At 62.0% G+C, this 23376-nt stretch carries 27 protein-coding genes and 1 pseudogene; 16 read left to right on the top strand and 12 right to left on the bottom strand.

Annotated features, from left to right (window positions below):
- From FJ428_RS14500 to FJ428_RS14495, 3 genes and pseudogenes are all read left to right on the top strand, one after another.
- Nucleotides 1-659: pseudogene (locus FJ428_RS14500) on the top strand (EmrB/QacA family drug resistance transporter); the annotation flags it as partial.
- A gap of 101 nt (nt 660-760) precedes the next feature.
- Nucleotides 761-925 (top strand): hypothetical protein, encoded by a 165-nt coding sequence (locus FJ428_RS30275; RefSeq protein ID WP_181165226.1) that lies wholly within the window; start codon nt 761-763, stop codon nt 923-925.
- A gap of 145 nt (nt 926-1070) precedes the next feature.
- Entirely contained in the window at nt 1071-1514 is a 444-nt protein-coding gene (locus tag FJ428_RS14495; protein WP_140522248.1) for a PPC domain-containing DNA-binding protein, read from the top strand.
- 19 nt (nt 1515-1533) lie between these two features.
- Here FJ428_RS14495 and FJ428_RS14490 read toward each other — a convergent pair whose 3' ends face one another.
- Nucleotides 1534-2142 (bottom strand): isochorismatase family cysteine hydrolase, encoded by a 609-nt coding sequence (locus FJ428_RS14490; RefSeq protein ID WP_140665753.1) that lies wholly within the window; start codon nt 2140-2142, stop codon nt 1534-1536.
- Nucleotides 2143-2380: 238 nt separating this feature from the next.
- On the opposite strand from FJ428_RS14490, the gene FJ428_RS14485 reads away from it, so the two are divergent.
- The 3 genes from FJ428_RS14485 to FJ428_RS14475 are packed head-to-tail and all read left to right on the top strand — an operon-like array spanning nt 2381 to nt 4234.
- Nucleotides 2381-2797, top strand: coding sequence for a GFA family protein (locus FJ428_RS14485; protein WP_140556685.1), 417 nt, complete (start codon nt 2381-2383; stop codon nt 2795-2797).
- Nucleotides 2749-3804, top strand: a complete 1056-nt coding sequence (locus FJ428_RS14480; protein WP_140879609.1) for an ATP-dependent DNA ligase — start codon at nt 2749-2751, stop codon at nt 3802-3804. The genes FJ428_RS14485 and FJ428_RS14480 overlap by 49 nt, the downstream gene beginning before the upstream one ends.
- Nucleotides 3805-3817: 13 nt before the next feature.
- On the top strand, nt 3818-4234 hold the full coding sequence (locus FJ428_RS14475; protein WP_140513578.1) for an HD domain-containing protein: 417 nt from the start codon (nt 3818-3820) through the stop codon (nt 4232-4234).
- Between the two features lie 77 nt (nt 4235-4311).
- Here the strand turns inward: FJ428_RS14475 and FJ428_RS14470 are convergent, their stop codons facing one another.
- Complete coding sequence (locus FJ428_RS14470; RefSeq protein WP_318012459.1) at nt 4312-4650, bottom strand: DUF427 domain-containing protein; 339 nt, start codon at nt 4648-4650, stop codon at nt 4312-4314.
- A 361-nt stretch (nt 4651-5011) separates the two neighbouring features.
- On the opposite strand from FJ428_RS14470, the gene FJ428_RS14465 reads away from it, so the two are divergent.
- The gene (locus tag FJ428_RS14465) at nt 5012-5293 is read left to right on the top strand and encodes a hypothetical protein (protein ID WP_140496145.1); all 282 of its coding nucleotides are present in this window, start codon (nt 5012-5014) and stop codon (nt 5291-5293) included.
- A gap of 99 nt (nt 5294-5392) precedes the next feature.
- Here the strand turns inward: FJ428_RS14465 and FJ428_RS14460 are convergent, their stop codons facing one another.
- On the bottom strand, nt 5393-6010 hold the full coding sequence (locus FJ428_RS14460) for an NAD(P)H-dependent oxidoreductase (protein WP_140879608.1): 618 nt from the start codon (nt 6008-6010) through the stop codon (nt 5393-5395).
- 149 nt (nt 6011-6159) lie between these two features.
- Between FJ428_RS14460 and FJ428_RS14455 the strand changes: the two genes are divergently transcribed.
- From FJ428_RS14455 to FJ428_RS14445, 3 genes are all read left to right on the top strand, one after another.
- Complete coding sequence (locus tag FJ428_RS14455) at nt 6160-6873, top strand: MgtC/SapB family protein (RefSeq protein WP_224518897.1); 714 nt, start codon at nt 6160-6162, stop codon at nt 6871-6873.
- 162 nt (nt 6874-7035) lie between these two features.
- Complete coding sequence (locus FJ428_RS14450) at nt 7036-7422, top strand: hypothetical protein (RefSeq protein WP_140513581.1); 387 nt, start codon at nt 7036-7038, stop codon at nt 7420-7422.
- Nucleotides 7423-7499: 77 nt separating this feature from the next.
- Nucleotides 7500-8690, top strand: a complete 1191-nt coding sequence (locus FJ428_RS14445) for an NADH-quinone oxidoreductase subunit D (protein WP_140560363.1) — start codon at nt 7500-7502, stop codon at nt 8688-8690.
- A gap of 54 nt (nt 8691-8744) precedes the next feature.
- Here FJ428_RS14445 and FJ428_RS14440 read toward each other — a convergent pair whose 3' ends face one another.
- Together FJ428_RS14440 and FJ428_RS14435 are read right to left on the bottom strand one after the other, a co-directional pair.
- Nucleotides 8745-9182: a CBS domain-containing protein gene (locus tag FJ428_RS14440; protein WP_140496149.1), complete on the bottom strand. Its 438-nt coding sequence runs from the start codon at nt 9180-9182 to the stop codon at nt 8745-8747.
- Nucleotides 9183-9303: 121 nt separating this feature from the next.
- Nucleotides 9304-9477: a hypothetical protein gene (locus FJ428_RS14435; protein ID WP_140496150.1), complete on the bottom strand. Its 174-nt coding sequence runs from the start codon at nt 9475-9477 to the stop codon at nt 9304-9306.
- Between the two features lie 202 nt (nt 9478-9679).
- Between FJ428_RS14435 and FJ428_RS14430 the strand changes: the two genes are divergently transcribed.
- Nucleotides 9680-9865: a hypothetical protein gene (locus FJ428_RS14430; RefSeq protein ID WP_140496151.1), complete on the top strand. Its 186-nt coding sequence runs from the start codon at nt 9680-9682 to the stop codon at nt 9863-9865.
- A gap of 24 nt (nt 9866-9889) precedes the next feature.
- Here the strand turns inward: FJ428_RS14430 and FJ428_RS14425 are convergent, their stop codons facing one another.
- Nucleotides 9890-10639: a metallophosphoesterase gene (locus tag FJ428_RS14425; protein WP_140879607.1), complete on the bottom strand. Its 750-nt coding sequence runs from the start codon at nt 10637-10639 to the stop codon at nt 9890-9892.
- A complete protein-coding gene (locus FJ428_RS14420) occupies nt 10632-11441 on the bottom strand; it encodes a nucleotidyltransferase family protein (RefSeq protein ID WP_140496153.1) in 810 nt (269 codons plus the stop codon). Before FJ428_RS14420 ends, FJ428_RS14425 begins: the two co-directional genes overlap by 8 nt.
- A 269-nt stretch (nt 11442-11710) precedes the next feature.
- Here FJ428_RS14420 and FJ428_RS14415 point away from each other — a divergent pair, with 269 nt between their 5' ends.
- Nucleotides 11711-13414: an HAD family hydrolase gene (locus FJ428_RS14415; protein WP_140556677.1), complete on the top strand. Its 1704-nt coding sequence runs from the start codon at nt 11711-11713 to the stop codon at nt 13412-13414.
- Nucleotides 13415-13513: 99 nt separating this feature from the next.
- On the opposite strand, the gene FJ428_RS14410 is transcribed toward FJ428_RS14415, so the two are convergent.
- The 5 genes from FJ428_RS14410 to FJ428_RS14390 form a co-directional block, all read right to left on the bottom strand.
- Nucleotides 13514-13711, bottom strand: coding sequence for a hypothetical protein (locus FJ428_RS14410; protein WP_140496155.1), 198 nt, complete (start codon nt 13709-13711; stop codon nt 13514-13516).
- A gap of 173 nt (nt 13712-13884) precedes the next feature.
- Entirely contained in the window at nt 13885-15231 is a 1347-nt protein-coding gene (locus FJ428_RS14405) for a sorbosone dehydrogenase family protein (protein ID WP_140665759.1), read from the bottom strand.
- The gene (locus tag FJ428_RS14400) at nt 15218-15676 is read right to left on the bottom strand and encodes a DUF2231 domain-containing protein (RefSeq protein ID WP_140556674.1); all 459 of its coding nucleotides are present in this window, start codon (nt 15674-15676) and stop codon (nt 15218-15220) included. The genes FJ428_RS14405 and FJ428_RS14400 overlap by 14 nt, the downstream gene beginning before the upstream one ends.
- A gap of 106 nt (nt 15677-15782) precedes the next feature.
- Nucleotides 15783-16964 carry an acetate/propionate family kinase gene (locus tag FJ428_RS14395; protein ID WP_140879606.1) on the bottom strand — a complete coding sequence of 394 codons (1182 nt, stop codon included), beginning with the start codon at nt 16962-16964 and terminating at the stop codon, nt 15783-15785.
- Nucleotides 16965-16991: 27 nt separating this feature from the next.
- Nucleotides 16992-19379 carry a phosphoketolase family protein gene (locus FJ428_RS14390; protein WP_140879618.1) on the bottom strand — a complete coding sequence of 796 codons (2388 nt, stop codon included), beginning with the start codon at nt 19377-19379 and terminating at the stop codon, nt 16992-16994.
- 164 nt (nt 19380-19543) lie between these two features.
- On the opposite strand from FJ428_RS14390, the gene FJ428_RS14385 reads away from it, so the two are divergent.
- From FJ428_RS14385 to FJ428_RS14370, 4 genes are all read left to right on the top strand, one after another.
- On the top strand, nt 19544-20146 hold the full coding sequence (locus tag FJ428_RS14385) for an alpha-ketoglutarate-dependent dioxygenase AlkB (protein WP_140879605.1): 603 nt from the start codon (nt 19544-19546) through the stop codon (nt 20144-20146).
- A gap of 147 nt (nt 20147-20293) precedes the next feature.
- Nucleotides 20294-20734 carry a DUF2267 domain-containing protein gene (locus tag FJ428_RS14380; protein ID WP_140879604.1) on the top strand — a complete coding sequence of 147 codons (441 nt, stop codon included), beginning with the start codon at nt 20294-20296 and terminating at the stop codon, nt 20732-20734.
- A gap of 49 nt (nt 20735-20783) precedes the next feature.
- Nucleotides 20784-22553, top strand: a complete 1770-nt coding sequence (locus FJ428_RS14375) for a thiamine pyrophosphate-dependent enzyme (protein ID WP_140566319.1) — start codon at nt 20784-20786, stop codon at nt 22551-22553.
- A gap of 353 nt (nt 22554-22906) precedes the next feature.
- Nucleotides 22907-23371, top strand: coding sequence for an Hsp20 family protein (locus FJ428_RS14370; RefSeq protein WP_140879603.1), 465 nt, complete (start codon nt 22907-22909; stop codon nt 23369-23371).
- Nucleotides 23372-23376: the final 5 nt, after the last annotated feature.

Here is a 23376-nt window from a genome sequence, read left to right as displayed (position 1 = left end):
CCACCTTCGACTACACCGCGACGCTTTCGGGACTTTCGATGATGCCTGGCGGCATCGCCATGCTGATGCTGATGCCGATTTCCGGCTTCGCCTCCGGCTTCGTGCAGCCGAAATACCTGATCATGATCGGCATGTCGGCGGTTGCCGTGGGATTGTGGCACCTGACTTCACTGTCGCCGAATGCCGGTTTCAGCTATTTCACCTATGCCCGCATTTTCATCACGGTAGGGCTTCCCTTCCTGTTCATCCCCATTTCGACGGCCGCCTATGTCGGCCTGCCGCCGCAAAAGACCAACCAGGCCTCGGCGCTGATCAATGTCGCCCGCAATATCGGCGGCAGCGTCGGCGTATCGCTCTCCAACACCGTCGTGGCGCAGAACGCACAACTGCATCAGACCCATCTGATCGGCAACACGGCGCAGTCCTCGCCTGTCTATCAGCAGATGCTTCGGCGCATGACTGACTATTTCGTCGCTCAGGGCTCGCCCGCGGTCGAGGCGAAAGTCCAGGCGGTCGGCTGGATTGGCCAGACGATAGGCCGGCAGGCGACGCTTCTGGCTTACGTGGACTTGTTTCGCTACTCCGCGATCGCGACCGCCCTGCTCGTGCCGCTCGCACTTTTGCTGCGCTCTCCCAAGTCGAGTTCCTCCGCGAAATAGCTTCTACCGAGGCAGGCGCTCCTTCGAGCAAGGCAGTTTCATGGAACCGGGCGGCGCTTGTCTGGTTACGTCCCATGACACGGAAAAAAGGAGACAGACCGATGGCCAAGGAAAAGATCCGGCCACAAGACGAAGATCGCGAAGCCGTGCATCTGGCCGAAACGACCGACGTCTCGCCCAAGCAGGCGAAAGATCTTATCCGCAAGCACGACAACGACAGGAAAGAGGTGAAAAAGGAAGCCAAGAACTTCAAGGCTGAGGGGTAGGCGTTCGGGCGGATACTGCCGGCCGCTTCGACGCCGCGCGCCTGCCGCAATATGGAACCGGGACGCGAACGGTTCGTTCGAATAAGTGGGCCGGCCTGAAAATTCACCGCCAAGGTTTCTGCACCTTGGCCACAGGACAACGGCAATGAAATCGAAACTGGTTTCGAAAGTCGCGGGACAGAGGACCTTCGTGGTGGTGCTCGAGCCTGGCGAAGAGGCGATTGGCGTGCTCACTGCCTTTGCCAGCGAAGAACAGATCGACGGCGCATCGCTGACCGCGCTCGGCGCGTTCGAGCGAGCAGCGGTCGGTTGGTTCGATTTCGAGGCAAAGGACTATCGCAAGATACCGGTCAACGAGCAGTGCGAGGTTCTCAGCGCGATCGGCGACATTGCCTTGGGCGATGACGGCAAGCCCAGCCTCCACCTGCATGCCGTGCTCGGACTGAGCGACGGAGCGACGCGGGGCGGACATCTGCTGGGCGGCGTGGTGCGACCGACCCTGGAGGTCACACTGGTCGAGTCCCCCGCTCATCTGCGCCGCACGAAACACGCCGATCTCGGCATCGCCTTGATCGACCTGAGCGCCTGACCTGGACATTGCTTCGAGATCAGGTCCAGTTGGAAAGAACCGTCTCCATCTCGACCGTTTCGACCTGCTGCGCGAACCGCTGATGATAGACGGTCATCAGCGCGTCGTGTGTTGCATCCGAAGAGCTGCACAGGGCATCCGTCACCAGAATCACGCGGTAGCCGATATCGATCGCGCCAAGCACTGTCGCCAGAACGCAGACGTCGGTCTCGCCGCCGGTGATGACGAGAGTGTCGATCCGGCGGGATGAAAGCAGCGTGTGCAGATGCCCTTCGGGCCACGGTGAGTAGATGTGCTTGTCGACAACGATCGCCGGCGGGCAGCATGCCGCCAGCGGCGGCAGGAGTTCGATCATCTCCTCGCCGATCCTGTCGATGGTCATCGATGCCCAGCGTTCATAGTACCGCTTCCAGGTGCCGGTGCCCTGCCCCGGGCGTCGCGCCGGAAGGAAGCGAGTGAAGATCGTTTGTGAAGGATATCTTTCGGCAAGGCTGACGATCCGGGGAAGGACACGGGTGATCCAGGGTGTCGCCCACTCCGACGGCTCGGCGAACAGCCGCTGCATGTCGACACACAGATGGGCACAATGATCGCCCAGAGGTCCATATGCCAGACCCGGAGCCGACATCAGCAGCGACCCGCTTTGTCGTCTTCGGCGTCGAGCCGGCACAAGGCGGCCAGGGACGGATACCTGAACGCACATGCCAGCCGCATAGGGGTTCCGTTCAAGTCGACATCCTTGCGCTAGTCCCCAGTTTCTCGAGTGCCGACCAAACGCGAGGCAGCGAAACTCGTTCCCCTCGGGCTCTCGGAAACCACATCATCGGTGGAACGTTGACCAGCATCGAGGTTCGAGAGATCGGCCAATGGTCGCGCAGCAAGAAATGAGAGAACGAACCGGGGGATGCCTGTGCGGCAACGTCCGCTATCGCACCATCTCCAGGCCGCGCACTCACTATTGCCACTGCGACATGTGCCGACGCTCGACCGGCAGTGCGTTCGCAGTCCTGGCGTGGGTACCATCAGCCAGCTTGGAATGGCTTTCCAACAAGCCTTTCTGCCGCAGGTCATCACCCATCGCACAAAGAAGCTTCTGCCGCGACTGCGGATCGCCCGTCGCGTTGGCCTACGATGCATCGCCGGATGAGATCGCCCTGCATGTCGGAACCTTCGACGATCCCGCCGATCTCGAGCCACGCTACAATTACGGATCCGCGCAACGGCTCGGATGGACATGCTGCGGTGTGGACCTGCCGCACCACGACGCCGAAGAGCGGTGGTAGAAGCCGTGGCCGCTGCTTTTCCGCTGCCTTTGGATACCCGCCCCATGGAGGCCAAGGCGGCCGACGCACTGCCGGGCGACGACGGTCTCTGGCAGTATGAGCCGAAGTGGGACGGATTCCGCTGCCTGGCCTTCAAAGGCACCGCAAGCGTCGATCTCAGGGCCAAGTCCGGCAAGCCGCTCGGCCGGTATTTTCCGGAAATAACGACACTGTTGCGCGATCTCGATACCCAGTCTTTCGTTCTTGACGGCGAGATAGTCATCGAAGTGAATGGCGATCCTTCCTTCGAGGCCTTGCAGATGCGGCTTCACCCTGCCGAAAGCAGGATTCGCATGCTGAGCGCGCAAACCCCGGCCCGTCTCGTCCTGTTCGATATTCTCGCCGATCCGGACGGGGGGATCATGCTCGACAAGAGCTTGACGGAACGACGGGCCGCGATTGAGCGCTTCGTCATGAGGTCGGGCGTTTCCTCGTTGCGGTTGTCGCCGCGCACCACCGACGTGACCACCGCCAGGCGCTGGCTGGGCGAGGCCGGCCACGGCTCCACCGATGGAGTTGTCGCCAAACTGCTGATGGACCCTTATCGGCCGGGCGAGCGCACCATGATCAAGGTGAAGCGGCTGCGCACCGCGGACTGTGTCGTCGGCGGGTTCCGCTACCTGACGGGCAGCAGCCAGGTCGGATCCCTGCTGCTCGGTCTCTATGACGACCACGGCAAACTCGACCATGTCGGGTTTACGTCGACGATCGGCAAGGACGACAGGGCAGAAATTACCGCGAAGCTCGAGAACCTGAGAGGCGGACCCGGCTTTACCGGCAAGGCTCCCGGCGGGCCGAGCCGCTGGAGCACCGAACGCAGCGGGGAGTGGGAGCCCGTGCGGCCGGAGCTGGTGGTCGAAGTCCGTTTCGATCATGTCACCGGCAATCGATTCCGCCACGGAACCAAACTGTTGCGATGGCGACCGGACAAGGCGCCCCGGCAATGCAGGTTCGAACAGATTGAATGAAGGGAGGCTGGCAATGAGCATGCTCTACCGCGCGGCCAAGATTGCCGAGGACGCGCATCGATCGCAGACCGACAAGACCGGGCAACCCTATATCGAACACTGCAGGCGCGTCGTCGACACGGTCGAAACCCTTGACCAGAAGATCGTGGCATATCTGCATGACGTCCTCGAAAAAGGGGAGGGCTGGACAAGGACGAGGCTGAAATCCGCAGGCTTTGGTCCCTCGATTGTCGCCGCGGTCGATGCGCTGACGAAGAGGCCTGGCGAGAATGAAATCGCTTTCGTGCGCCGGGCTGCGTCAAATCCCCTGGCGCGGCCGGTCAAGCGTGCCGATCTGGCCGACAACCTGTGGCAAGCGCGGCGGGCCGGGATTCCCCTCGCGAAATTTGAAGAGGGCCTGCGCATTCTCGACGAAGACCGCGCAGCGTGAAGGCGACCTGGGCCCGGTGTCATCGCACGACAACCCAATGGAATCGGTTCCCTTGGATAAATCCTGCCGCTGCCCTGCTATTCCACTATGTGAGGCGTGTGGCGCTCGTCTTCAGCGGGATCGGCGTCTATGCGAGCCTTGCCGGGATCGAAGGCGGCGTGGCGAGCAAGCACCCGGACAGGCGCCTCGGGCTCTTCATACGCCCACATGAAATCATCCGCCGATCCGCCAACGGCATGCACGCGCCAATAGCTCGCAGTGCCTTTTGGCGATATCGAGGTGGTATCGGTTTTCTCGAGCAGGTCGAAATAGATGTCCTGGAACGGGATGTAGAACACAGGATCCCTCCCCGTTTCCTGGACCTGCAGCGCATGTTCGGTGGAGGCGATGATGGCGTCGGAGAATCTGACAGTCACCGTTCCATGGAAAGGCTGAATATGGAGATTGTTTCCCGACGGTGATCGGGGCTCGGCTGAAGGGTTCATTTGAGTGTCTCTGAGATTTCCAATCGGTAAAGTTCAAGGGCGGTCTCAAAGGCAAAACGAGGTAATGCGGGATTGGTTGCGCGAATGCGGCGGCTACCCCGCGATGCTGCATCCCAGGCCCAAGGCGGAACACCAACCGATCCCGCTGAGAGGAACAACGGGCCGGGTCGGCGGTTATCCGTTAGCCTTTCCGATTCCACGACCCATCAGGATAGCCGAGTTCTGGCGGCGGAAAGCGACACTTGGTGACAAAGGGGCCACATGAGGCACCCGTTCATATCGGAGACATGAGATGGAACCGCGCAAGAAGCAACGATCCGAACAACGGGACGAAACTGAAGCCCCGGCAATCCAGCAGGCGGACTGGGATGCAATCAAGGGCGGCAGGGTTCTTCCAGACAAGGTGTCCGACAATGTCGACGCTGTCGTCGACGTCGAGAAGGAAGGCGACCTGCCGGAGGAGGACGATGACAACGCCTACCAGAACAGCGACGAGGCATTGCCCGATGACGAAGAGGAAGGTGCCATATCGCGCGATCTGGCCAGGCGAGCCGGGCCTTTTGACGAGCCCTGACCCCAAGGGCGCCGACACTGATCTTGCTGGCGCCCGGCAACCATCGAGTGGCCGATGGTGTCAGGGCAACGGGCACTCTGTGCCGCCACGAAAATCTCTTCACTTTCCGACGCCGCGATACTGCCTTTCCTTCAGCACGCTGGCCAGATGGGCCGCATTCGAAGCCGTCATTTCGATCATCTCGACCACGGCTTCCGGCGTTCCGGGCAGGTCGACATAGTTGACGTCGCCCATAGCCTGCCCAACCCAATACACGCCGCCATTGGCAGGAATCGTGAAGCCGACGTCGTTTAGCGCCTGAAAGCACGCCGCGTGACAGGCGTGAGCGCCGTCTTCATTGCCGACGATCGCCACGATCGCGACCTTGCCGGCGGCCGGCATCCGGCCTTGTTTGTCGGTCTCCGATAGAAACGCATCCATGCGCTCCAGGACGCGCTTGGCGACACTCGACGGCTGGCCGAGCCAGATGGGCAGGCCCAGCACGAAGATGTCGGCGTCGAGGATCTTCCTGCGGAGCTGCGGCCAACCGTCTCCCTCGCCCATGTCCGACAGCACGCCGGGTTTGACGTCATGGTCGAGGGCGCGAACAATCTCGCCGCGCACCCCATGCGGCACCATTGCCGCCAGCAGATCCGCCAGCAGGCGGTCCGTGGACGATTTCTCGGCGTCGTCGGAGGCCTTCAAGGTGCAATTGAGCGCAAAGGCGGTGAGCGGCATGGAAAGACCTCCCGAGTGCGTTCTGTGCCAAACGCAGCGGGACGTCGTGGGTTGCCTGAACCCGACAAGAAGCTTCACCTTCCACCTAGGGAACCATCGAACGCTCCGCGGTGTTGGAGAACGAGCCCGTTGCGTGAGTCGTCCCCGCTATGACCATGCCGCTTCATCCAACCTTGACCGACCTAGCCCTGCGCCTGGCTCTTGCTTTTGTTGCCGGCGTGATCATCGGAATGAACAGGGAAGCCCGCGGCCACACCGCCGGGCTCAGAACAACCATCCTGGTCGGCCTGGCGGCCGCGATCGCGATGATGCAGGCCAATATCCTGCTCGAGGTGGGCGGCAAGGGCCCCGATTCGTTCAGTGTGATGGACGTGCTCCGTTTTCCGCTGGGCGTGCTGACGGGCGTCGGCTTCATTGGCGGCGGAGCCATTCTCCGCCGCGGCGACTTCGTGACGGGTGTCACCACGGCCGCCACCTTGTGGGTCATGACCGCAATCGGCCTCGCCTTCGGCGGCGGACAACTGGCACTTGGCACAGCGGGGACGGTTTTGACGTTGATAACGCTTCAGGTGCTGAAGCAGGTCGATCTGTGGATCCCACGAACCCATCATGCGATCCTGGCGATCTCGTCGGCGAACGGCGTTCCGCCTGACCTCGACGCGCTGGTTCAACCGCTGGGCTATCGCTGGCGCTTTCTCGGAATGCAGCACGACATCGAGCGCGGCCGGTTCGTATTCTCCTTCGAGCTGAGCTGGAAACAGCCCGACGCGGCCAAACCCTCCGTCGAGATACTGGCGCGGATCAGTCCGCGCTACGACATCGAACGGTTTGACGCGATCAGCGATAAAGGTCCCCGACCATAGGCAGGGCAGCGATGCGTCCTCGTCCCTGCCTTGGATTCGACCGGAGCCGGAACAAATCCGGACTTCGCGCTTTGAACACGCAACACTGTTCGAGGCGATGGCTTGCTGTCCCTGTCGCGCGTCATCCCGATCGACCCTCCTCGAACAAGGAAGGAAGATATCATGAACAAGGCAATCATCATCCTGGCGGCACTCACTCTGGCTTTGCCTGCCCATGCTCAGTCCCAAAACGCACCCCTTCCCCCGGACGCACCGGCACCGGAAGCCGTGCCAGGTCAGACCGGCCCCGACCAGGGCATCACCGGACAGACATTCACCAACATAGCCATCGTCGCATTGGCGGACTTGCCACCCGACCTCAAGGCCAAGGTCGAGACCGTGGTTGCCCAGACCAGCCAGGAAGACCTTCACGTCCTGCAGCGTTCGGTCAGCGCATCGCCGGAAGCTTCCTCGGTCCTGGCCGCGAATGGACTTGATGCCTCCGAAGTGGTGGCGGCCAACATTGACGGCGACGGCACGCTGACGCTGATCATCCAGACCACGACCTGACGGCGTGGGGCAGAACCCGGGGCTTCGGCGGATGTCCCATTCCCGGTGCCAGGCGGCAACGGTCGAAGGAGGGCGTCATGGCTGACGCGACGGTCCGCAATTTCACGATAAACTTCGGGCCGCAGCACCCTGCGGCGCATGGCGTCCTGCGGCTGGTGCTCGAACTCGACGGCGAAGTCGTCGAACGCGTCGATCCGCATATCGGGCTGCTGCATCGGGGCACGGAGAAGTTGATCGAGTACAAGAACTACCTACAGGCCCTGCCCTATTTCGACAGGCTTGACTATGTGGCGCCGATGAATCAGGAGCACGCCTTCTGCCTGGCGGCGGAGAAGCTGCTCGGGATCTCGGCTCCACAGCGCGGCCAGCTCATTCGCGTGCTGTATTGCGAGATCGGCCGGCTGCTGTCCCATCTGCTCAATGTCACCACGCAGGCGATGGATATCGGCGCCCTCACGCCGCCGCTCTGGGGTTTCGCCGAACGCGAGAAACTGATGGTGTTTTATGAACGGGCATCGGGCGCCCGCATGCATGCCAATTATTTCAGGATCGGCGGCGTACATCAGGATCTTCCCCCGGACCTGTTGGACGATATGTGGGATTTCTGCGATCCGTTCCTCAAGGTCTGCGACAATCTCGAAGAACTGCTCACCGAAAACCGCATATTCAAGCAGCGCAATGTCGACGTCGGCGTCATCGGTCTCGACGATGCCTGGGCTTGGGGATTTTCGGGCGTAATGGTGCGTGGGTCGGGCGCGGCATGGGATTTGCGCAAGGCGCAGCCTTACGAATGCTACCCGCAGATGGATTTCGATATTCCCATCGGCAAGAACGGCGACTGCTATGACCGCTACCTCGTACGAATGGAGGAGATGCGCCAGTCGGTCCGGATCATGAGGCAATGTCTTGACAAGCTACGGTCGCCGCAAGGCCAAGGACCGGTCGCAATTCCCAACCGGAAGATCACGCCGCCACGCCGCGCGGAGATGAAACGCTCCATGGAAGCGACCATTCACCATTTCAAGCTTTACACGGAAGGCCATCACGTGCCCGAGGGCGAGGTCTATGCCGCCGTCGAGGCGCCGAAAGGCGAGTTCGGCGTCTATCTGGTTTCGGATGGGGGCAATGTTCCTTACCGGTGCAAGATTCGCGCGCCGTCCTTCGCACATCTGCAGGCGATGGACTATCTGTCCCGGGGGCACATGATCGCCGACGTCTCGGCGATCATCGGCTCCCTCGACATCGTCTTTGGAGAGATCGATCGCTGAACCGCCGTCGCCGCCCGCGGGACGCGGGCAGCGCTCTCGCCATGTCATCGATGGTCAGTGTGCCGTCTGCGAATGCGCGCCGCCTGCCTGTGAGATGCCGTTCAGCGCTTCGCCGGCTCGTGCTGCCTCGCCGTTTTTCGTGAGATCGCCAAGCGAGATGATGCCAACCAGCCGTTTTTCACGGCTGATCACCGGCAGCCGTCTAACCTGAAGGTCCCCCATCTGCTGGAGCACGTCCTCGATCTCCTCGTCGTCGTAACAGTACCTGATCTCGGCACTCATCACCTCGCGTATCCGCGTATCCGGGCCCCTACCCTGGGCGACGCCACGGACGGCGATGTCGCGATCAGTGATCATTCCGACGAGCCGGTCGTCCTCGCCTACGGGCAGAGCGCCGGCATCGAGGCTGGCCATGGCGGCGGCGGCCTCCCGCAGGGTCTGGTCCGGACTGGCGACCTGAACGCCTTGCGTCATGCAGTTGCCAACTTTCATGATGTTCTCCTTTGATTGAAGCGCCCCTTGCCGTTGCTGCGATGGAAACACGATGGGGGGACAATGGCGCCGGCCCAAGACGTTCCATTGCCACGGGGTCGGGATCTCATGCGTCGCACGTTCAGACGACGCGGCTGCCGGCATGCATCGGCGATTCTTCGTTCTCGTCGGGATTGGGCAGAGGCGTCTCGTCCGGGAGTTGTTCCGGATCAGGCTCCTCGATCGGTTCGGGCTTCCAGGTCGGCGCCGGCATCGGCACGTCGCGATTGGGATCTGGTTTTCCTGGGTTTGGCATCGGGATCACCTCCCTTCATTCGGGACGCAACTCCTGGCCGGCGTCATTTGTTCCATCGCCAATTCGCGGTCGCCTCCGGCCTTGCCGCCACGGATCGAGACGGCGCGCTGCCGATCGGATCCGCCGGTCGACTTCAGCCCCGTCTTTCGGAACCGGACGGTTTTCCAATCCGTTGTCTCGGCATCGATCGAGGAGAAAGACGATGGCTGGTGACGAGAGAATTTCCGGCAGCAACTTGCCCCAAGTCGCGGTCGACAGTGAACAGGTCCGGCAACTGGTGGCGACAGCCGATCTGCCGTCCAATCAGGCACGCGAGCTCGTGCGCCGTCACGGCAACGATCCGCACAAGCTCGAAGAACTGGCAAAATCTATCAAAGCGGTAAGCTGACCGTCGGGACGGCGTCCGACTCCGTCAGATTTCAAGCAAGGCATAGGGTCGGCCGGTCGGTTTGGAAACGTGCATGGCGACGTTGTAGACCCTCGCCCCGCCGGGCGTGCGGCCCTCATAGCTTCCCCGATGCGCATGGCCGTGCACGACAGCACTGACCTGGAACCGGTCGATCGTTTCCGCCAGCCGCGACGAGCCCAGAAACGGAAATATCTCCAGGGGTTCGCCGGCGATGGTCTCGACGATCGGAGCGTAGTGCAAAATGACAAGCGTGCGTTTTGCGCGAACCTGGCGCATCGCGTTCTCAAGCCGCATGGCCTCGCTGACGCTCTCGGCGACCATCGACTTGATGGCCGGCTCGCCGAAGGAGCCGAGCATGCGTGAACCGAACCCCCCGACGAACCCTTTCACGCCGACAAAACCGACCTCCTCTATTTCGGTCGTCTGCCCGTCGAGGAGATGGACGCCCGCTTGACGCAGGATTTCCGCGACGTCCTCGACCGCACCGGATTCATAATCATGGTTGCCGAGCACGCCGACCACCGGGATAGAGCAGGCGCGCAGGTCTTCGGCGAGGATCTCGGCTTCGCGGGGCTTGCCCAGATTGGTCAGATCGCCTGGAAGAACGAGGATATCGGCCTCGCGCGACATTTCGCCGAAGAGATCGCGATACGATGTCTGGGCGTCCTCCTTCACATGCAGGTCGCCAACGGCCGCCACCTTGATCGTGGCGGTGCCCTCCGTCGCCGGAGCGTCTTCGGTCCGTTCAGCCATCACGAAATTCTCCTGTACCGCCGACGCCGGCGAAGCCCCATTCCTTGACGTCGATTTCGTAATCGGTCTGCGAAAGCAGGCGCCCGCGGCAGATCTTCATTCTGGGGGAAGGCAATTGGCGCTGCTTGGCAAGGCGGTCGAGCAGTTCGTCAAGCAGCCATGTGGGGATGCGGTCGCGCTCGCTCGGATAGATCCATCTGAAACTGAGAATCTGCATCAGCAGCACTTCCCAGTGGACTTCCAGGTAGGAGAGCAGCCTGTGCCAGTCGATCTGGTCCTGCGCCTTGAGGATCGTATGGGCGATGTCCGCCCCGTCATGACGCCCTCGGTCCTGGATGAAGCATTTGGACCATATGAGCTCGGTCGGGCCGACGATCCTCACCCGGCTTCCCAGCAGTTCGGTTTGGCGGGCATGCTCCATCCACTGGTCGCTTACCGGCATCGTTCCATTCGCCGAGGCGAATATGATGTCGAAGAAATGCGTGCCCTTGAAGACCTTTCCAAGCCACCGGTCGTCCTCGATTTCGACCGCGTAGCCGAGCTGCTTGAAATGGGCCAGGATGCGCGAGAAGTCGCCTGCCTTGCAGAAGATATCGAGATCCTTAGTCTGACGGATGACGCCGGTGTAGGCGCTTACCGCATAGGTTCCGGCGACAAGGAAAGGAATGTCGGTGGCGGCGAGTTCGCGAATGGCTTCGGTATAGAACACCTCCGCCTCGGCGTTCTTGAGCGTCGGGGCGGCCTTTGCGTCGATCGCGGGAAGGGATGCCGGAACAGTTCCCGGCAACGGATCGTTGATCATGGCACGCATGGCTCCCACACATCGGCAACCGATTGATCGCCCGCGTTGTTAACAGCGGGAACCCTGCCTGGTTCCGCCACGGTCGCGTTGCGGCCTGAAGGAAATCGGGCGCCACGGGCAAAATTACCCGCGGAGTCCTGGGTTTCAATATGGTTGCAAGGGCCGTTTCCCTGCATGGAACCATCGCCATTCGGCATCGTTAGCCCGAACAGCCGAAGCTGCCTTCGGGCGATCGGGGTGTCTGGTTTCAAGCGCAGACGATATCCAGGATGTATGTTCTTGCCCTAGCGACGGACTATGACGGCACGCTCGCCGAAGACGGGGTCGTCTCCGATGCGACCTATGCTGCGCTCGAACGGCTGAAGCAGACGGGCCGCAAGCTGATCATGGTGACCGGCCGCGAGCTTGCCGATCTCGAGCGGGTCTTTCCGGCACTCGACATCTTCGACAGGGTGGTCGCCGAAAACGGCGCGTTGATCTATACGCCCGCTTCGAAGAAGGAACGGCTTTTGGCGCCGGCGCCCCCGGCTGAATTCGTCGACAGGCTGAAGCGTCGCGGGGTCGCGCCCCTGTCGGTCGGACGCTGCGTCGTGGCCACCTGGGAACCACAGGAAGCCGCCGTGCTGTCGGAAATCAAGGAGCTTGGACTTGAGCTCGAGATCATCTTCAACAAGGGCGCGGTGATGGTGCTGCCAAGCGGGGTCAACAAGGCCACCGGCCTTGCCTGCGCACTCGAGGAATTGGGGTTTTCCGCCCACAACGTCGTCGGTGTCGGCGATGCCGAGAACGACCATGCATTCCTGCGCGCCGTCGGCTTCGGCGTCGCCGTGGCCAACGCATTGCCGACCGTTAAGGAGACGGCGGATTTCGTCACAGCCAGCCCTCGAGGTGCCGGCGTGGTGGAACTGATTGAACAGCTCATATCGCGCGATGCCGGCTTCGTGGAGACGGCTCGCCAACACGTGGAAGTGGGAACCGACATAGCGGGCGCGCAGGTGCACCTTTCACCGCATGGCGGCGGCGTGCTGCTGGCCGGCACGTCCGGCATCGGCAAATCCACGCTTGCCACCGCGTTGACCGAGCGCTTTGTCGAGAAGGGCTTTCAGTTTTGCGTTCTCGACCCCGAAGGCGACTATCAGGAACTCGAGAATGTGGTGGTGGTTGGCGACGCCAAGACCCCGCCGATCTCGCGTGAGGTCTTCGATCTTCTGTCCAAGCCAACCAACAATGTCGCTGTTAACATGCTGGGGCTGAAGACCGCCGAACGGCCCGGCAATTTTGCCAAGCTGCTGCCGGATATGGCCAGCATTCGCGCGCGCACCGGCCGACCGCATTGGCTGATCATCGATGAGGCGCATCATCTTTTGCCCCAGGCCCGTGACGGCGCGTCTTTCGCGCTGCCCAAGAGCCTCCCCGCGACCATCCTGATCACCGTGCACCCCGATCTGGTTTCGCGCGACGTCCTGGCTGGCGTCGAAACCGTTCTGGCGCTTGGACCGGAAGCCGACAAGATCGTCGCAAGCTTCTGTGCCGCCACCGGCATAGACGTTCCCGACGGCGCCGTGCCGCCGCCAAAGGACGAGGTCCTGTTTTGGAACCGATCATCGGGCGAGCCGATCAGGACGGTCAAGGTCGAACGGCCCCGCCAGGTTCGCAAGCGGCACATGCGCAAATATGCCGAGGGCGACCTTGGCGACAACAGCTTCTATTTCCGGGGGCCGGACGGAGCGCTTAACCTGAAAGCGCAGAACCTGATGATGTTCCTTCACATCGCAGAAGGCATCGACGATCGCACCTGGGAACATCACCTGCGCGCCGGCGACTATTCGAAATGGTTCCGCAGCAAGATCAAGGACAAGAACCTCGCCGACGAGGTGGCGGACATAGAAACGGATACCGGCACGGACATGCAGGAGAGCCGCGCGGCCATCGCCGAGGCCATTGGCCGCCGTTACACTGCTCCCGCGGACTGACCTTGAGCCGGGGTAGACACAAGCCCATCCCGATTCCTCGGGATGGACCTTTCTCATGTCATGATACGGAGCGAGCGTCAGCGCGCCTGGCTGAAATGCCTAGCGGTTTTTGTGGCTCTGTTGGCCCGCTCTTACATGTTGTTCGTGCGAGCCGCCCCGCATGTTGGAGCCGTCGCCCTGTTGCCGCTCATTATTGCCTGCGGCCTGTTGCTGCTGGCGGTTCTTGTTTTCCGTGTTCTTGTGGCTCTGCTGGCCCGCCTTCACATGTTGCTCGTGGCTACCACCTTGATTGGGCATGGTAATTCTCCTTTCAATCCAACTTCGAGACGACGGTCGTCTCCCCCGGAGAATGCAGATTTCGGCGCCGACGTTCCCTCACGTAATATTTCGTGACATCCTGCCAAAGGGACGAAGGCGGACCGAGCTTGATGCCGACCGGCGGGAGAGCGACATGCCTCAAGCAGCGATCATCACGCCGAGGGTGTGACGCGCCACACTGTGTTTCCGACATCGTCCGCGATCAGCAGCGCTCCGGTTTTGTCGATGGCAACGCCGACCGGCCGACCACGCGCCTCCTCCTGGTGGTTGAGGAAGCCTGTGACGACGTCTTGAGCCATGCCGCTCGGGCGGCCACCGCTGAATGGCACGAAGACGACTTTGTAGCCATTCAGCCCGGGACGGTCCCAGCTGCCGTGCTCGCCGACAAAGGCGCCGCCCCGGTATGTCTGCGGCAGGCTGGTTCCGGTGTAGAAAGCCATGCCCAATGGTGCCACATGCGAACTCAGCGCATAATCGGGAACGATAGCCTTGGCGACCAGATCCGGGCGTTGCGGCATTACCCGGGGATCGACATGCTGGCCGTAGTAACTGTACGGCCATCCGTAGAAGCCGCCTTCCTTCACCGAAGTCATATAGTCCGGCACCAGATTTGGCCCCAGTTCATCGCGCTCGTTGACGACGGTCCAGAGTGCTCCTGTCTGCGGCTCGAAGCTCAAGCCGTTGGGATTGCGCAATCCGCTGGCAAAAATGCGAGATCGCCCGGTGGCCCTGTCCACCTCCCAGATCGCGGCGCGGTCCTTTTCCGCGCCGATGCCGTTTTCGGTAATGTTGCTGTTCGAACCGACGCCGACATAGAGCAACGAACCGTCCGGACTGGCGACGAGGCTTTTGGTCCAATGGTGATCGATCGGACCGCCCGGCAATTCCGTCAACCTGACGCCCGGCGCGGTGATCTTGGTCTCGCCTGGCTTGTAGGGATAGCGCATGATCGCGTCGGTGTTGGCAACGTAGAGGTCGTTTCCCACCAGAGCGACGCCGAAGGGCGAATTCAGGTGATCAAGGAACACATCCCGGACGTCAGGCACGCCGTCGCCATTGCTGTCACGCAGCAAGGTGATGCGGTTGCTCGGTCCCGTATCGCCGCCCGAGGTGACAAGCGATTCGATCAGGCCCATCACGATATCCTTCGGCCGTTTGGCTGGCGGTTCCGGCGGGGCCTTCGATTCGACGACCAGCACATCGCCGTTCGGCAGGATGTAGAGCGAGCGCGGATGCTGAAGCCCGGTCGCCAGCGCATGGATCTGCAGGCCCTGCGCTACCGTCGGCGTTTCATCCTTCTTCCAGCCGACCACGGATGCAAGATGCATCGGCGGGAACAGATATTGCTTTATCTCCGGCAAATTCGGGTTGGGGCCTATCTGAGTGCTTGGGTCGGCGGCATCGTTGCTGCAGCCCGCGGCGCCGAGCGTCGCAAAGCAAAGGAACGCAAGCCCTGTACCATAAGCGCGTCGCTTGCCGGATCGATCAAACGGTTTCATCGGCCACTCCCACGTGGTGGCGGTAGACAAGGGCCCAGCCCAGCCAGCCGGTGAATATCAGGATGAGTACCACCAGCGCCGACAGGATAAGGCCTGTCGGCATCACCGAGGTCCAGGCATCACGGGTATGTATGAGCATGTTGAAGAAGGACAGTATGACCGCCACCGCATTGCCCAGCATGTGCAGCCACGCGGTTTTATGTGCGCGCACCCGGCGATCGCCCAGGAAGTCGGTGAGGCCGGCAATGGCGGCCAGCACGCCCACGATCACGCCGACCGTCAGCAGCCAGGCGGAGAAATTCGCCCACATCATCTCCGCCGTCCGCCAGTAGTTCAGGTCCGTCAGCAATGCGCCGACGAAGCAGGCGATGGGAATGGGCACGAGCATCGGATGGATGGGATGGCCGGCGATGCTGGCCGTGGAAGCCGGATTCTCCCTTGCCATGAGGAAGTCCTTCCATATCAACTCTTGGCTGGCCCATAAACAATCCCCAAGGCCGGAGGTTCCTGCCTGATGGTCCCGGCGGGTCGCCGCGGACCGAGTTCAGCGGTCAGATCGGCACGGTCGCCAGCACCTGGCGGGCGATGATCAATTCTTCGTTAGTGGCGATTGCGTAAACATCGACCGCGCTGCCCTCGCCGGTGATCCGCTCTTTTCCCGACCGGTTTGCATTCGCGTCGAGCAACACGTCCAGCCATCGCAGGCGCTCGCAAACGGCTTCACGGATCTGCCAGGAATGCTCTCCGATCCCTCCCGTGAACAGCAGCGCCTCGAAGCCCTGGAGCGTGGCTCCCATCGCCGCGATCTCGCGGGCGATCCGAAACGTGAAGAGATCGATCGCCTCTGCCGCACGAGGATCCTTGCTGCCAAGCAAGGTCCGCACATCTGCCGACACTCCCGAAACGCCGAGCAGGCCGGACTTGTGATAGAGCAAGGTCTCCAACTCTTTCACGGACATGCCGTGCGCCTGCTGAAGGTAGAGAAGCACGCCGGGGTCGATGGCGCCCGGCCGCGTGGCCATCATCAACCCGTCAAGCGCGGTGAACCCCATGGTGGTGTCGAGACTTCTGCCTTCGCGCATGGCGCACAGGCTGCATCCGCTGCCGAGATGCGCGACCACGCAACGCTTGCCCCGGAGTCCGGGCGAAAGCGCCTGCAGCTGGCCTGCGACGAATTCGTAGGAAAGGCCGTGGAAGCCGTAACGGCGGATCCCGCTTTCCTCGAACTCGCGCGGCAGCGCATAGCGGTTGACGGGCGGCTCCAGCGTGCGGTGAAAGGCGGTGTCGAAGCAACCGATCTGGGGTAGGCCGGGCAGCAGTTTGGAGATCGCACGAACCGGCGCCAGGCCGGCCGGCTGGTGGAGCGGTGCCATCGGCGCCAGCGCGTCGAGCGCCTCGACGATCTCGCCGGTCAGCAGGACCGGAGTCGAAAACCGCTTGCCACCATGGACGATGCGATGGCCGACCGCGCTCAGCGGAGCCTGCGCAAGATACGGATCGAGGACATCGACCAAGTCCCGCAGGAGAACCTCTACGGGCGGGCGCGCCGGCTTGACGGAGCGTTTGAAGATGGATTTGCCCGACGCGTCCTTGGCGACGAGGCTTGGCTCGTCGTCCAGGCCTTCGAATGCGCCGCTCAGCCTGAGCACTGGCCCCTCTTGCGATCCAGCTTTGAACAGGCCGAACTTCAGGCTGGACGAGCCTGCATTGAGGGCGAGTATTGCGCTGGTCACGAGCGGCACTCCCCGGCGGGCACAGCCTTAACCATCCGCCGCGCCCGCTTTGTCGCGCCAGGCCCAGTTCCGGATCTCGGGCATGTCCTCGCCATGTTCGCGAACATAGCGCGTGTGCTCGTTCAGGCCGTCGGCAAATCGGGCCCTCGCATCGGCTGCCCTGGCGCTCAGCCCCGGCACCCGGTCGATCGCCTCGATGGCTAGGTGAAAACGGTCCAGTTCGTTGAGCACCGCCATGTCGAAGGGCGTGGTCGTCGTGCCCTCTTCTTTGTAGCCGCGAACGTGGAAGTTGTCGTGATTGGCCCGTTTGTAGGTCAACCGGTGAATGAGATAGGGATAGCCGTGGTAGGCGAAGACCACCGGTCTGCCGGTCGTGAACAGCCTGTCGAATTCCGCGTCCGCCAGGCCGTGGGGGTGCTGCTCCTTGGGTTGCAGCGCCATCAGGTCCATTACGTTGACGACGCGTATGGCGAGATCCGGTATCGCCTGGCGAAGAAGGTCGACAGCCGCGAGCGTCTCCAGCGTCGGCACGTCTCCCGCGCAGGCCATCACCACGTCGGGATCCTCTTCTCCACGCTCGGTTCCCGCCCAATCCCAGATCCCGATGCCGGCCTCGCAATGACGTATGGCGTCGTCCATCGGCAGCCACTGGGAAGCCGGCTGCTTGCCGGCAACGATCACGTTGACCCGATTGTAGGTTCGCAGGCAGTGATCCGTGACCCAGAGCAGCGTATTGGCATCCGGCGGGAAGTAGATGCGCACGATGTCCGCCTTCTTGTTGGCGACGAGATCGACGAAGCCGGGATCCTGGTGGCTGAAACCATTGTGGTCCTGCCTCCACACATGGGAGGTCAACAGATAGTTGAGCGACGCGATCGGCCGCCGCCAGACAAGTTCACGCGAGACCTTCAGCCATTTGGCGTGCTGGTTGAACATGGAATCGACTATGTGGATGAACGCCTCGTAGCATGAGAAGAGGCCGTGCCGGCCGGTCAGCAGGTATCCTTCCAGCCAGCCTTGGCAAAGATGTTCGCTCAGCACCTCCATGACGCGGCCGTCGCGCGCCAGATGCTCGTCATAAAGCTCGATCTTTTCCATCCAGACGCGCTCGGTCGCGTCGAACACGGCGTCCAGCCTGTTTGACGATGTCTCGTCCGGTCCCATGAGCCTGAAATTGCGGGCATCGGCATTCAGCCGTATGACCTCCTCGATGAACGCTCCCATGAGCTTCGTCGCCTCGGCCCTTGCGCCGCCGGGTTTCGGGACCGCGACCCGGAAGTGGCGGAAATCCGGCAATCGCAACTCCTGCTTGAGCATCCCTCCATTGGCATGTGGATTGCTGCCCATGCGCCGCTCGCCGTCCGGCGCCAGGGCCTGTAGCTCGTTTCGAAACCTGCCCGCTTCATCGAAAAGCGTCTCGGGCCGATAGCCCCGCATCCAACTTTCCAGAGCTGCGAGATGGCCTGCATCGTTTCGCGGGTCGGTGATCGGCACCTGGTGCGCGCGCCAGAACCCCTCGACCTTCTTGCCATCCAGCTCCTTCGGACCGGTCCACCCCTTCGGGCTTCTCAGCACGATCATCGGCCAGCGGGGCCGATGATCCACTCTGCCGGTCTCGCGCGCTTCCTTCTGGATTTCATCGATCCGATCGAAGACCGTATCGAGCGTTTCGGCCATCAGCCGGTGCATCGCCCGTGGTTCGTCGCCTTCGACGAAAAAAGGTTCATAGCCATATCCAGCCAGCAGGCTCCGCAACTCTTGCACCTCGATCCGGGCGAGCACCGTCGGATTCGCGATCTTGTAGCCGTTGAGATGAAGGATCGGCAGGACAGCGCCGTCATGGACCGGATTGAGGAATTTGTTCGAATGCCAGGAGGCTGCCAGCGCCCCCGTTTCCGCCTCGCCGTCGCCGATCACGCAGGCCACGACGAGGTCCGGATTGTCAAACGCGGCGCCATAGGCGTGAGCCAGCGCATAGCCGAGTTCGCCGCCCTCATGGATCGACCCCGGCGTTTCCGCGGCGGCATGGCTCGGGATGCCGCCCGGAAAGGAGAATTGGCGAAAGAGCTTGCGCAGCCCATCCTCGTCGCGACTGACCTCGGGATAGATTTCGCTGTAGGTCCCTTCGAGATAGGTATTGGCGACCATCCCCGGTCCACCATGGCCTGGGCCGCAAATGTAGATCACGTCGGCATCACGCTGCCTGATGATGCGGTTGAGATGGACGTAGATGAAATTCAGCCCAGGCGTGGTCCCCCAGTGGCCAAGCAGGCGAGGTTTGATGTGCTCCGGCCGCAACGGCTCCTTCAGCAGCGGGTTGTCGATCAGATAGATCTGTCCGACCGACAGAAAATTCGCCGCCCGCCAATAACGGTCGATAAGATCGAGCTCTCCTTGTTCAGGCCGGCTACGCATTGCCCGCACGAGTTTCTCCTTGGCAAAGCTGGTTGAAATACGATGCGTGCCGCCCGCATTGAATAATCCGACAGCGAAGTCGAGGTTCCCATGAAATGCGAGCCGCCTTACGCGGCCGGCCGGGCAAATCTTGTCTCAGCCGCGGATTTCACCATCTAAAGGCGATGCCATCGCCCGGATCCAGCAATCCCACGGACCCTCGCCAGGACGACCTCTTTGGTGCGCCCGACAGCTTGCCGGAAGGATTTCGTTACCGGCCCGAACTGATCACGCCGGCGCAGGAAGCTGAACTGGTGCGGGAACTCGAGAGCCTGCCCTTCCAGCCATTCGATTTCCACGGCTATCTCGCCAATAGGCGCGTGGCAGGCTTCGGCCTGCGCTACGACTATGAGCGGCGCCAGGTGATGGAGGCGCCGCCCATACCAGGTTTCTTGCTGCCCTTGAGGGACAAGGTAGCCGGCTTTGCCGGCCTGCCTGCCACCGATTTCGTGCAGGTCCTGATCAACGAATATCGACCGGGCGCCGGCATCGGATGGCATCGCGACAAGCCGCACTTCGGCATTGTCGCCGGAGTGTCGCTGTTGGCTGCGTGCAGTTTCCGCCTGCGCCGCAGGAACGGTGCGAAATGGGACCGCGAAACCGTCACGGTCGAGCCGAGATCCGCATATCTGATGGCGGGCGCCTCGCGGACCGAGTGGGAGCACAGCATACCGCCGGTGAAAGAGCATCGCTATTCGATCACGTTGCGGACGCTCCGGCCGTTGTGATTGTCGGACAGCGACTGCGACAGCCGGTGCAGCGTCTCGCGTAAACTGCCGAAGCGAAGAAATTTCGGCCGGGCATGAAACTTTCCCTGCCACCGATGGTTTTGCCGACGGGTTTTGCGGGTGAGCGATTCGATTGAGGAGGCGGCGATGAGCGCTACCGGACTCGAGATTTTCGACAAGACCACCCAAACCACCAATGTCTGGCTGGACGAGATCATGGCCGACTACGGACAGGATCGCCAGTTCGCTTGGCACCTGCTCGGCGTCGTCTTGCGCACCGTCAGGGACCGGCTTCCGGTCGACATGGCTTCGCATCTTGGAGCGCAGTTGCCGCTGCTCGTGCGCGGCACCTACTATGAGCAGTTCGAGCCGTCACGCATGCCGCAAAAGAGCCGTTCCCTGGAAGAGTTTCTCGGCCCCGTTGAGCAGGGCATGGACGATACGCGTCCCGTCGACCCGAAAGCTGCGGTTCAATCGGTCTTCAAAGTCCTCTTTCATCATATCGACCCCGGCCAGATCAGAAAGATCCGCGCCTCGCTGCCTGCGGACGTACGGCAGTTCTGTCCCGATCCCGATACGAAACACTGAACCTCCTCTCGGTTCGAGAGGCCGGCGTGCTCAATAAAGGAAATCCGCCATGCCCAATGCCGCCGAAATCCTCGTCGACACGCTGATCAACTGGAAAGTGGAGGTCGTCTTCGGCCTGCCGGGCGACGGCATAAACGGCATCATGGAGGCGTTGCGCACCCGTCAGGACCGCATCCGGTTCGTCCAGGTCAGGCACGAGGAATCTGCCGCCTTCATGGCGTGCGCCTATGCCAAATGGACCGGCAGGTTGGGCGTCTGCCTGGCCACCTCGGGACCGGGGGGCACACACCTCCTTACCGGCCTCTATGACGCCAAGCTCGACCAGGCTCCCGTGCTTGCCATCACCGGCATGCAGTTCCACGACCTTATCGAGACTTTTACGCAGCAGGACGTCGACCTGACCCGCGCCTTCAACGACGTCGCGATCTTCAACGCGCAGGTCTCCGATGCCGCCCACATGGAAAACCTGGCGGGTCTCGCCTGCCGCTCGGCTCTTGCCCGGCGCGGCGTCGCCCATCTGTCGATTGCCAGCGATGTACAGGAAAACGAGTTGCCCGAGGCGGACCGCTCGAAGCGAAACCGGCCCTCCCACACCCCCGATCGATGGTTCGAAGGCAGCCGGCTTCCGGCTGCCGACCAGCTCGACCAGGCGGTTGAGATTCTCAATGCGGCGAAAAAAGTCGCTATCCTGGCCGGGCGCGGCGCACTCGGCGCACGCGAAGAACTCGAACGCGCGTCGGACCTGCTGGCGGCGCCCGTCGCCAAGGCGCTGCTCGGCAAAGCCGTGCTCCCTGATGACCATCCGAATACGACTGGCGGCATCGGCATTCTCGGCACCCGCGCCTCGCAGGATGCGCTGAGCGAATGCGACGCCCTGCTGATTGTCGGATCGACGTTCCCCTACATCGAATACTATCCCGAACCCGGCAAGGCGCGCGGCGTCCAGATCGACCGTGACGCGCAGAGGATCGGCCTGCGCTACCCCGTCGAGGCAGGGCTCGTAGGCGATGCCGCCGACACCTTGCGTCTTCTCAACGAACGCCTCGAGCGCAAGAGCGACCGCTCCTTCCTGGAAAAGGCGCGGCAGGAAATGACCCGCTGGCGCGATGCAATGGCATTATCCGAAGCCAAGCCGGATGTGCCGCTGAAGCCGCAACTCGTGGTCAAGGCATTCGGCAGGCGTATGCCCGAGAACGCGATCCTGGCAGCCGATTCAGGACAGAATACCGAGATGGCTGCCAGGCACATCGACATGAAGGCCGGACAGGCATTCGGGGTTTCTGGAGCGCTCGCCTCTATGGCCTGCGGCCTTCCCTATGCGATTGCCGCCGGCATTGCCTTTCCGGGGCGGCCTATCTTCACAGTGGTTGGCGATGGTGGGCTTGCCATGCAACTCGGCGAATTCTCGACCGCGGTACGGCACGGCATTCCCCTCAAGGTCCTCGTGCTCAAGAACGGCATGCTGAACCAGATCGCCTGGGAGCAGATGATGTTCCTTGGCAATCCGCAATTCGGCTGCGAGCTGCAGCCCATCGATTTCGCCATGGCCGCCGAGGCCATGGGCGGCATCGGCTACAGCGTCTCGCGGCCGGAAGAGGTCGAGGGCGTGCTTGAGGCGGCCTTCGCCACGCAGGGACCGGTGATCATCGAGGCCGTCGTGGACGCCTATGAGCCAATGATGCCGCCCAGGATGCCGCCAGATTATGCGAGGAATTTCCGCAAGGCGCTGCCGGACACGCCTGGACACGACCAGATCGAGGACAATGTCGGCGAGGAACCGCTGAAGTCCATGATGAGCGAAGTTTCCGAGGAAGCGTAGGCACAGCCGATCTCGCCCCACGTCCGCGACGGATGGCGACGTGCGCGGCGACACTGCATAGGGATACTTCTGCCGAGTCCGTGCGATCGGTATCGGCGCCCCGACCATCGCGGAAGTCTCGGGCCATGTACCGCTTCGGGGCAGATCCTGCTGTTGCAAGAGTGAAAGGGTCGTGCGGCAGAACTACCGCAAGCCACTGTTCTTGCATGGCAACTTAGCATCAAAAAATTTTGGGACCCCTCTTGAAGAGATTTCTGGCCGTTCCCAGATCGTTTCGCGTCGAGGCTTCGGCTCGATGAAAAAGGCGTCGCGACACCTGCGGCGTCCCATGTTGCTTTTCGGAGGATATGGATATGAGAAGCGTGGATTTTGCACCCCTTTACCGCACGACGGTCGGCTTCGACCGTCTTTTCGACATGCTCGACAGCAGCATTCGCTCGGACTGGCCTCCCTACAACATTGAAAAGAAGAATGAGAACAATTACCGCATCACCATGGCGGCAGCAGGCTACGACCTGGACGAGCTCGAACTCGTGCAGAACGGCGCCGAACTGTGCGTTACCGGACGCAAGAAGCCCGATCCAGAGCAGCGGCAAGTTCTCCACCAAGGCCTTGCGATAGGTAATTTCAGACAGGCCTTCAGGCTGGCCGACCACGTAAGGGTGAAGGCTGCGACGCTGAACTGCGGTTTGCTCGCCATCGAGCTCGTGCGTGAGGTGCCCGAGGAACTCAAGCCGCGTCGCATCGAGATTGGCGTCCGCGACCCTGAAAATACAACGAAGTCGATAAGCCAGGATGTGTCGCGCAAGGCGGCCTAGAATGT

The organism is Mesorhizobium sp. B2-8-1 (assembly GCF_006440955.1).
Lineage (GTDB): Bacteria > Pseudomonadota > Alphaproteobacteria > Rhizobiales > Rhizobiaceae > Mesorhizobium.
Note: the sequence above shows the minus strand (reverse complement) of the source record. Positions and strands in the feature narration are given on the sequence as shown.

What these genes read in the sequence shown, in the direction of transcription:
- FJ428_RS14385 (WP_140879605.1), top strand. Translation starts at nt 19,544, where the DNA reads ATGCCATCGCCCGGATCCAGCAATCCCACGGACCCTCGCCAGGACGAC.
- FJ428_RS14445 (WP_140560363.1), top strand. Translation starts at nt 7,500, where the DNA reads ATGGCTGACGCGACGGTCCGCAATTTCACGATAAACTTCGGGCCGCAG.
- FJ428_RS14400 (WP_140556674.1), bottom strand. Translation starts at nt 15,676, where the DNA reads ATGGCAAGGGAGAATCCGGCTTCCACGGCCAGCATCGCCGGCCATCCC.
- FJ428_RS14460 (WP_140879608.1), bottom strand. Translation starts at nt 6,010, where the DNA reads ATGCCGCTCACCGCCTTTGCGCTCAATTGCACCTTGAAGGCCTCCGAC.
- FJ428_RS14405 (WP_140665759.1), bottom strand. Translation starts at nt 15,231, where the DNA reads ATGAAACCGTTTGATCGATCCGGCAAGCGACGCGCTTATGGTACAGGG.
- FJ428_RS14410 (WP_140496155.1), bottom strand. Translation starts at nt 13,711, where the DNA reads ATGCCCAATCAAGGTGGTAGCCACGAGCAACATGTGAAGGCGGGCCAG.
- FJ428_RS14490 (WP_140665753.1), bottom strand. Translation starts at nt 2,142, where the DNA reads ATGTCGGCTCCGGGTCTGGCATATGGACCTCTGGGCGATCATTGTGCC.
- FJ428_RS14450 (WP_140513581.1), top strand. Translation starts at nt 7,036, where the DNA reads ATGAACAAGGCAATCATCATCCTGGCGGCACTCACTCTGGCTTTGCCT.
- FJ428_RS14465 (WP_140496145.1), top strand. Translation starts at nt 5,012, where the DNA reads ATGGAACCGCGCAAGAAGCAACGATCCGAACAACGGGACGAAACTGAA.
- FJ428_RS14390 (WP_140879618.1), bottom strand. Translation starts at nt 19,379, where the DNA reads ATGCGTAGCCGGCCTGAACAAGGAGAGCTCGATCTTATCGACCGTTAT.
- FJ428_RS14415 (WP_140556677.1), top strand. Translation starts at nt 11,711, where the DNA reads ATGTATGTTCTTGCCCTAGCGACGGACTATGACGGCACGCTCGCCGAA.
- FJ428_RS14425 (WP_140879607.1), bottom strand. Translation starts at nt 10,639, where the DNA reads ATGGCTGAACGGACCGAAGACGCTCCGGCGACGGAGGGCACCGCCACG.
- FJ428_RS14435 (WP_140496150.1), bottom strand. Translation starts at nt 9,477, where the DNA reads ATGCCAAACCCAGGAAAACCAGATCCCAATCGCGACGTGCCGATGCCG.
- FJ428_RS14375 (WP_140566319.1), top strand. Translation starts at nt 20,784, where the DNA reads ATGCCCAATGCCGCCGAAATCCTCGTCGACACGCTGATCAACTGGAAA.
- FJ428_RS14485 (WP_140556685.1), top strand. Translation starts at nt 2,381, where the DNA reads ATGGTCGCGCAGCAAGAAATGAGAGAACGAACCGGGGGATGCCTGTGC.
- FJ428_RS30275 (WP_181165226.1), top strand. Translation starts at nt 761, where the DNA reads ATGGCCAAGGAAAAGATCCGGCCACAAGACGAAGATCGCGAAGCCGTG.
- FJ428_RS14420 (WP_140496153.1), bottom strand. Translation starts at nt 11,441, where the DNA reads ATGATCAACGATCCGTTGCCGGGAACTGTTCCGGCATCCCTTCCCGCG.
- FJ428_RS14440 (WP_140496149.1), bottom strand. Translation starts at nt 9,182, where the DNA reads ATGAAAGTTGGCAACTGCATGACGCAAGGCGTTCAGGTCGCCAGTCCG.
- FJ428_RS14370 (WP_140879603.1), top strand. Translation starts at nt 22,907, where the DNA reads ATGAGAAGCGTGGATTTTGCACCCCTTTACCGCACGACGGTCGGCTTC.
- FJ428_RS14380 (WP_140879604.1), top strand. Translation starts at nt 20,294, where the DNA reads ATGAGCGCTACCGGACTCGAGATTTTCGACAAGACCACCCAAACCACC.
- FJ428_RS14475 (WP_140513578.1), top strand. Translation starts at nt 3,818, where the DNA reads ATGAGCATGCTCTACCGCGCGGCCAAGATTGCCGAGGACGCGCATCGA.
- FJ428_RS14495 (WP_140522248.1), top strand. Translation starts at nt 1,071, where the DNA reads ATGAAATCGAAACTGGTTTCGAAAGTCGCGGGACAGAGGACCTTCGTG.
- FJ428_RS14480 (WP_140879609.1), top strand. Translation starts at nt 2,749, where the DNA reads ATGCTGCGGTGTGGACCTGCCGCACCACGACGCCGAAGAGCGGTGGTA.
- FJ428_RS14455 (WP_224518897.1), top strand. Translation starts at nt 6,160, where the DNA reads ATGACCATGCCGCTTCATCCAACCTTGACCGACCTAGCCCTGCGCCTG.
- FJ428_RS14430 (WP_140496151.1), top strand. Translation starts at nt 9,680, where the DNA reads ATGGCTGGTGACGAGAGAATTTCCGGCAGCAACTTGCCCCAAGTCGCG.